This is a genomic window from Roseateles sp. (assembly GCF_046300915.1).
Classification (GTDB): Bacteria; Pseudomonadota; Gammaproteobacteria; order Burkholderiales; family Burkholderiaceae_C; genus Kinneretia.
In genome coordinates, this window is the sequence record NZ_JBKCLH010000126.1 from 21,870 (window position 1) to 29,937 (window position 8,068).

4 protein-coding genes are annotated in these 8,068 nt (G+C 66.9%); 1 reads left to right on the forward strand and 3 read right to left on the reverse strand.

From position 1 onward, the window contains the following. Positions 1-89: 89 nt before the first annotated feature. Positions 90-4,919: an NAD-glutamate dehydrogenase gene (locus ACK5F2_RS09345; RefSeq protein WP_409864270.1), complete on the forward strand. Its 4,830-nt coding sequence runs from the start codon at positions 90-92 to the stop codon at positions 4,917-4,919. Between the two features lie 21 nt (positions 4,920-4,940). Here ACK5F2_RS09345 and hemH read toward each other — a convergent pair whose 3' ends face one another. From hemH to rpoD, 3 genes are all read right to left on the reverse strand, one after another. After that, positions 4,941-6,032: a ferrochelatase gene (hemH, locus tag ACK5F2_RS09350; RefSeq protein ID WP_409864271.1), complete on the reverse strand. Its 1,092-nt coding sequence runs from the start codon at positions 6,030-6,032 to the stop codon at positions 4,941-4,943. A gap of 25 nt (positions 6,033-6,057) precedes the next feature. Then, on the reverse strand, positions 6,058-7,032 hold the full coding sequence (locus tag ACK5F2_RS09355; RefSeq protein WP_409864273.1) for an adenylate/guanylate cyclase domain-containing protein: 975 nt from the start codon (positions 7,030-7,032) through the stop codon (positions 6,058-6,060). Between the two features lie 166 nt (positions 7,033-7,198). Beyond that, positions 7,199-8,068, reverse strand: an 870-nt coding sequence (rpoD, locus tag ACK5F2_RS09360; RefSeq protein ID WP_409864274.1) for an RNA polymerase sigma factor RpoD, incomplete at its 5' end; no start/stop codon positions are given.

Sequence of the window (8,068 nt, forward strand, 5' to 3'; positions counted from 1 at the left end):
TGGGGGTCGGGTCTTGATGCAGATTTGCACCACGAAGGCGCGCGCCTGAGGCATGCTAGGGGCTGGTTCACAGAGCCCAGGAGCGCGCGATGCCCATCACGAGTGCCAGCCCCGCAGTGTCCGAATCCTTGGAACCCATTCTGGCCTTGCTGCGATCCCGCTTGCCCAGCGAGCAGCACGAGACCATGAGTGCGTTTGTGGCGCGCTACTTTGCCCAGGTCGATCCCGACGATCTGGCGGCGCGCCAAGCCAGCGATCTTTACGGAGCGGCTCTGGCGCACTGGCAGTTCGCGCGCCGGCGCGAGCCCGGTCAGATCAAGCTGCGGGTCTTCAACCCCAGCCTGGCCGAACATGGCTGGCAGACCACGCATACCGTGATCGAGATCGTGAATGACGACATGCCGTTTCTGGTCGACTCGGTCTCCATGGAGATCAACCGTCACGGCCTGACCCTGCACCTGCTGGTCCATCCCTTGGTGGGCGTGCGGCGCGGCGCCGATGGCACGCTGGAGTCGCTGGATGAGGCCGAGGGCCGGCGCGAGTCTTTCATCCATGTGGAGGTCGATCGCGTGCCTGAGCCCGCTCAGCAGGACGCCCTGGCGGCCGATTTGCTGCGGGTGCTGAGCGATGTGCGCTCGGCGGTGGGCGACTGGCCGGCCATGCAGCAGCGCATGCTGGCACTCACCCAGCAGTTGCCGGCCGTGAAAGCCCCCGTGCCGCCGGCCGAGCTTGAAGAGGCATCGGCCTTTCTGCGCTGGCTCAGTGACAACCACTTCACCTTTCTGGGCTACCGCGCCCATCGCATCGTGCAGGAATCTGGCGAGGACCGCCTGGAGGTGGAGGCGGGCTCGGGCCTGGGCATTCTGCGCGACCCGCAGGCCTTGGATGCGGTGGCCAGTTTTGCCGCCATGACGCCGCAGCTGCGCGCCCAGGCGCGCCGCCCCCAGCCGCTGGAGGTGACCAAATCCACGGCCCGCAGCACGGTCCATCGACCCGGCTATCTGGACTATGTGGCGATCAAGCAGTACGACGCCGACGGCCAGGTCTGCGGTGAGCACCGGTTTCTGGGCCTGTTCACCTCCACGGCCTATAACACCAGCCCGTCCGAGATCCCCTTGCTGCGCCATCGGGTGGCCGAGGTGGTGCGCCGCGCGGGGCTGGCCTCCGGCAGCCACGCGGGCAAGGCCCTGATCAATATTCTTGACACCTATCCGCGCGACGAGCTGTTCCAGATCGAGGCCCCCGAGCTGCTGCAAATCGCCATGGGCATCCTGCAGCTGGGCGAGCGGCAGCGCTTTCGCCTCTTCCTGCGGCAGGACCCCTTCGAGCGTTTTGTCTCCTGCCTGATTTACGCGCCGCGGGAGAACTACACGACCGAGCTGCGGCAGCGCTGGCAGGCCATCTTGATGCAGGTGCTGCAGGGCAGCGCGAGCGAGTTCAACGTCAGCCTCTCCGATTCGGTGCTGGCCCGCATCCACATCACGGTGCGCACCACGCCGGGCGGCATCCCGCCTTTCGATGTGCGAGAGCTGGAGGCCCGGCTGATCGCCGCCGCCAGACGCTGGGTGGATGCGCTCAAGACGGCGCTGATCGACGCCGTGGGCGAGGCTCGCGGCATCGCCTTGCTGCGACGTTTCAGCGAGGCCTTCCCGGCCGGTTACCGGGAGGAGTTCGAGGCCCGTGCCGCTGTGCCCGATATCGAAGCCATGGCGGCCCTGGATCAGCAGCGGCCCTACGCGCTCTCGCTCTATCGCCCGCTGGAGGCAGCGCCGGGGCAGCTGCGCTTCAAGCTCATACGACGTGGCGAGCCGCTGGCGCTGTCGGACAGTCTGCCAATGCTGGAGTGCCTGGGCGTGCGTCTGCTGGACGAGCACCCCTATCGCATCACGCCGGCGGGTGAGCCGCCGCTGTGGATCCACGACTTCGGCCTGGTGCTGGCGGCATCGCCCGACGAGGTGGATGTGGAAGCGCTCAAGCCCGTCTTCGAGGAGGCCGTGGCCGCCTTGCTGGATGGCGCGGTGGAGGTGGACAACTTCAATCGCCTGACCGTGGCGGCCCTGCTGCCGGCACGCGATATCGTGCTGCTGCGGGCGTATGCGCGCTATCTGCGCCAGATCGGCTTCGCCCTGTCCCAGCCTTTTGTGGAGGCGACCCTGGTCCAGCATGCTGGCATTGCCCGCCAGCTGGTGGCCCTTTTCAAGTTGCGTTTTGCACCCGGGGGTGGCGCCGCCGAGGACGCCCAGTCCCAGCAGCTCATCCAAGACATCGAGCGTGCGCTGGATGAGGTGTCCAACCTCTCCGAAGATCGCGTGCTGCGGCAATACCTGGCCCTGATCCAGGCCACGCTGCGGACCAATTTCTTCCGCCGTGGCCCCGACGGCGCGCCGCGCGAATTCCTGTCCTTCAAGTTCGCCTGCGCCCGGGTGCCGGGTCTGCCGGCTCCACGGCCCTGGGCCGAGATCTTTGTCTACGCCCCGCGTTTTGAAGGCGTGCATCTGCGCGGCGGCCCGGTGGCCCGCGGCGGCCTGCGCTGGAGCGACCGGCCCGAGGACTTCCGCACCGAGGTGCTGGGCCTGGTCAAGGCGCAGATGGTCAAGAACACGGTCATCGTGCCTGTGGGCAGCAAGGGCGGCTTTGTGCTCAAGCGGGCACCGTCGCCCGCGGACCGTGAGGCCTATCTGGCCGAGGGCGTGGCCTGTTACCAGAACTATCTGCGCGGCCTGCTGGATCTGACCGACAACCGCCAGGGCGATGTGATCGTGCCGCCGCCTCAGCTGCGCCGCCACGATGGCGACGACCCCTATCTGGTGGTGGCGGCCGACAAAGGCACGGCCAGCTTCAGCGACTACGCGAATGCCATCAGCGCCGAATACGGCTTCTGGCTGGGTGACGCCTTTGCCAGCGGAGGCTCGCGCGGCTACGACCACAAGCTCATGGGCATCACCGCGCGCGGCGCCTGGGAGTCGGTCAAGCGGCACTTCCGCGAGATGGGCCATGACACGCAGATGCAGGACTTCAGCGTGGTCGGCATCGGCGATATGTCCGGCGATGTGTTTGGCAACGGCATGCTGCTGTCGCGCCATATCCGCCTGGTGGCGGCCTTTGATCACCGCCACATCTTCATCGACCCCAGCCCCGATGCCGAGCGCAGCTACCAGGAGCGCGAGCGCCTGTTCAAGCTGCCGCGCAGCAGCTGGGCCGATTACGACGGCGGCCTGATCTCCAGCGGCGGCGGCGTCTGGCCACGCAGCGCCAAGTCCATTCCCATCTCGGCCGAGCTGCGCCTGCTGGCGGGGCTGACGCCCGAGGTGGAGGCCCTGCCGCCGACCGAGCTGATCCATGCCCTGCTCAAGGCTCCGGTCGACCTGATCTACAACGGCGGCATCGGCACCTATATCAAGGCCAGCAGCGAGAGCCATGCCCAGGTCGGCGACCGGGCCAACGATGGCTTGCGGGTGGACGGCCGTGATCTGCGCTGCAAGGTCTTTGCCGAGGGGGGCAATCTGGGCAGCACCCAGCGCGGCCGCATCGAGTACGCCATGCAAGGTGGGCGCATCAATACCGATGCCATCGACAACTCCGCCGGCGTGGACACTTCGGACCATGAGGTCAATATCAAGATCCTGCTGGGCCTGCCCCTGGGCGAGGGTGAGCTGACCGAGAAACAGCGCAATGCCTTGCTGCCCCTGATGACGGACGAGGTGGCGGCCCTGGTGCTGCGGGACAATGTGTTCCAGACCCAGATCCTCTCCCTGTGCCGGCGCATTGCACCGCAGCTGCTGGATGCGCAGACCCGTTTCATGCAATTCCTGGAGAAGGCGGCTCGCCTGGATCGCCCGCTGGAATATCTGCCCTCTGATCAGGAGCTGGCCGAGCGCCGCGCGGCCGGGCAGGGGCTGTGCAGCCCCGAACTGGCGGTGCTGCTGGCCTACAGCAAGATGTGGCTGTACGACGAGTTGCTGGCCTCGCCCCTGCCGGATGACCCCTGGGTGGCGACTGCCCTGACACGCTACTTCCCGCAGACGCTGGCAGAGCGCTTCAGCAGCTATATGCCCAGGCATCCGCTGCGCCGCGAGATCATCGCCACCCATGTGATCAACAGCATGCTCAACCGGGTGGGGCCCAGCTTTGTCTACCGGGTGTGCGAGTCCATCGGCGCGCGGCCTCATGAGGTGGTGCGGGCCTATCTGCTGGCCCGCGAGGTGTTTGGCCTGGTGCGGCTATGGCTGGACATCGAGGCCCTGGAGGGGCAGATCGAGGACGAGGTGCAGGGCACCATGCTGATCGAACTCAGCCATCACCTGGAGCGGGGCACCACCTGGTTCCTGCGCTCGGCCCGCCTGTCCGACGAGATGGGGCACACCATCGAACGCTTCCGCGCCTGTGTCGGCGATCTGGCCGGGCAGCTGCCCCAGCTGCTGGAGCAGCAGGAAGGTGCCGCCCTGGCCCAGGCCGCCGCGCGCTATGTCGAGCAAGGCGTGCCCCAGGCACTGGCGGCGCGGGTGGTCAGCCTCAGTGCGCTGACGGCCACGCTGGACATTGCCGAGGTGGCCGACAGCGCGGGGCAGCCCGTGGCCCAGGTGGCGGCGCTCTACTTCGATCTGGGTGCGCGATTGGGTCTGCCCCTGGTGCGCGAGCATGTGCAGGCTTTGCCCGCCGCGCAGCATTGGCAGATGTTGGCCAAGGGGGCCATGCTGGACGAGCTCTCGGCCGTGCAGCGGGCCGTGACCGGGCGTGTGCTCGGCGGCCCGGCCGGCGCTGCGGCTGCTAGCGTGGAGGCCAGGCTGTCGGCCTGGCAGCAGTCTCAGGCGCGCGTGCTGGAGCGCTGCGCGCAGCTGCAGGCCGAGCTGCGCACGGCCCGCAGCATCGATCTGGCCATGCTCTCGGTGCTGCTGCGGGAAATGCGTGCCCTGGCCTGAGGCCAGGCCTGAATCTCTGGCTCAGCGCGTGGCGCCCGCCGCCAGGGCAGCCTGGCGCTGGGCGCCGGCCTGCGCGGCATCGGGCAGCTCGCGTGTGGGCCAGCCCTGCAGATGGCGTTCGGCCAGATCGGCCAGCATGCGCATGCCGGCCGGGCTGTCGTTCAGGCAGGGGATGTAGCCGAACTCTTGACCGCCTTCGTGCAGAAAGGCTTCGCGGGCCTCCTGGGCGATTTCCTCGAGCGTTTCCAGGCAATCGGCCGCAAAACCGGGGCAGATCAGGTCCACCTTCCTCAGGCCCGCCTTGGCGCGCGCGCGCAGGGTGGGTTCGGTATAGGGCTCCAGCCACTTGGCCTTGCCGAAGCGGCTCTGGAAGGTGACCAGCCACTGCTCGCGGCGCAGGCCCAGGGCCTCGGCCAGCAGTCGCCCGGTCTTCAGGCATTCGCAGTGGTAGGGGTCGCCCAGGTGCAGAGTGCGCTCGGGCATGCCGTGGAAGCTCATCATCAGCAGCTCGGGCTGGCCGTTGTGGGCCCAGTGGGCGCGCACGCTCTCGGCCAGGGCGGCGATATAGCCGGGGTCATCGTGGTAGCGGTTGATGAAGCGCAGCTCGGGTAGGTGCCGGGTCTTGAGGGCCCAGCGCGCCACATCGTCCACCACACTGGCCGTGGTGGCGCCGGAGTACTGCGGATAGGCGGGCAGCACCAGCACGCGAGTGACGCCCTCGGCGCGCAGCGCATTGAGCTGCTCGGCAATGGCCGGCTGGCCGTAGCGCATGGCATGGCGCACGATCAGATGGTGGCCGCGCTCGCCCAGATAGCCTTGCAGCAGCTTGGCCTGCTTGCCGGTCCAGACCTGCAGGGGCGAGCCTTCGGGCAGCCAGACGCTGGCGTACTTGGCGGCCGACTTGGCGGGGCGCACGCGCAGGATGATGCCGTGCAGGATCAGCTGCCAGACCAGCTTGGGAATTTCCACCACGCGCGGGTCGCTCAGGAACTGGGCGAGATAGCGCCGCAAGGCGGGCGCCGTGGGGGCTTCGGGGGTACCTAAATTGCACAGCAGCACGGCACTGCGGGCAGGGCTGCCGTGGGAGTAGGGCGCTTCGGCTTGGTAGGACATGGGCAGGAGAGAGGGGATGGGCCGTTCAGCCGCGTCGGGTCAGACCACTGTCCACGCCGACCAGCGGTTCGGTATCTGCAAAGTGCAGGACTTCGAAACGCACGGCGGGCGCCAGCGCCTCGGTCGGCGGGCCGCCCAGGCCGATGACGCCGCTGCCGTGCAGGGTGCAGCTGCCGCGGCGCAGGCTCAGGATCTCGCCCGCGGCGCCGAATCGAACGAAGGTCCCGTTGTAGCTGAGGTCGGTCAGGGAGAAGGTGCCACCGTGCCAGTCAATGCGCGCATGGGAGCGGGAGACGCGCCCGTCGGTGATGCAGTAGGTGGCCTGCACGCTGCGCCCCAGCACGATGGGCATATGACCGACGTCGAAGACCCGGTCCAGATCCATCCAGATCAGCCGCATGCCATCGGGCTCGCTGGTCGCGTGGCGCACCTCCCCGAACTGCGTGGCGGCCACATCACCCTGGCTGGGCTTGTCCAGCACATGCACATGGACGGGCTCGGCCCGACCGCGTACCGCAATCAGGTCCAGGCTGCGGAAGCGCGCCTTGAGATTGCTGGGCAGGCCGGCCAGGACCTCGGCGGTGATCAGGGTCTCGTTGTCGCCGGCATGGTCCAGCAGGCGGGCGGCCACATTGACGGCATCGCCAAAGCAGTCGCCACTCATCTCGACCACCTCGCCGCGCGCCAGGGCGACCTGCATGCGCAGCGCACGCAGGCCCGGCGAGGCGCCATGCTGCTTGCCGCGGGCTACCACGCGCTCCAGCAGTTCGTGCATGCGGGTCGCGGACTTGATGCCGTCGCGTGGGCCCTCGAAGACGGCCATCAGGCCATCGCCCAAGGTCTTGACCAGCTTGCCTCCACATTCATCGACGGCCTTGCTGATCAAGCCTACCGTGTGGGTGACCACCGAGGTGGCTTCGGCGTTGCCCAGGGTTTCGAACAGTCCCGTGCTGCCGCGCAGATCGGCAAAGAGCACGGTGCGTTCGCGGATGTCTGTCATGAGCGCTTGCGGAGGCTGGAAATCGTGATGGAAGTCTCAGTGTAGCCCGGCCTTGTGTCAGCTGAAGGGATGCCGGCGCGACGGCCCCACGGAACAGGCATGAAAAAGGCCGGCGCATGGCCGGCCTGTGTCTTTTGAGCGCCTGTGCTGCTCTTGCGGGTACGGTTTAGAGATTGTCCAAATACGTGCGCAGCTTGTCCGAGCGGCTCGGGTGCTTGAGCTTGCGGATGGCCTTGGCCTCGATCTGGCGGATGCGCTCGCGGGTGACGTCGAACTGCTTGCCGACTTCCTCCAGCGTGTGGTCCGTGCTCATCTCGATGCCGAAGCGCATGCGCAGCACCTTGGCTTCGCGCGGGGTCAGGCTGTCGAGGATGTCCTTCACCACATCGCGCAGGCCGGCTTGCATCGCTGCTTCGATCGGCGCGGTGTTGTTGGTGTCCTCGATGAAGTCGCCCAGGTGGCTGTCGTCATCGTCACCGATCGGCGTTTCCATGGAGATCGGCTCTTTGGCGATCTTCATGATCTTGCGGATCTTGTCCTCAGGGATTTCCATCTTCTCGGCCAGGGTCGGGGCATCCGGCTCAAAGCCGAATTCCTGCAAATGCTGGCGCGAGATGCGGTTCATCTTGTTGATCGTTTCGATCATGTGCACCGGGATACGGATGGTGCGGGCCTGATCGGCGATCGAACGGGTGATGGCCTGACGGATCCACCAAGTGGCGTAGGTCGAGAACTTGTAGCCGCGACGGTATTCGAACTTGTCCACCGCCTTCATCAGGCCGATATTGCCTTCCTGGATCAAGTCCAGGAACTGCAGGCCGCGGTTGGTGTACTTCTTGGCGATGGAGATCACGAGACGCAAATTGGCCTCGATCATTTCCTTCTTGGCGTCGCGCGAGGCCTTTTCGCCCTCGTTCATCTTCTTGTTGATGTCCTTGAGGTCATCAATCGGCACGACGGCCTTGCTCTGGATGTCGATCAGCTTTTGCTGCAGCTCCTGCACGGGCGGCAGATTGCGCGCCAGCACATTGGAATA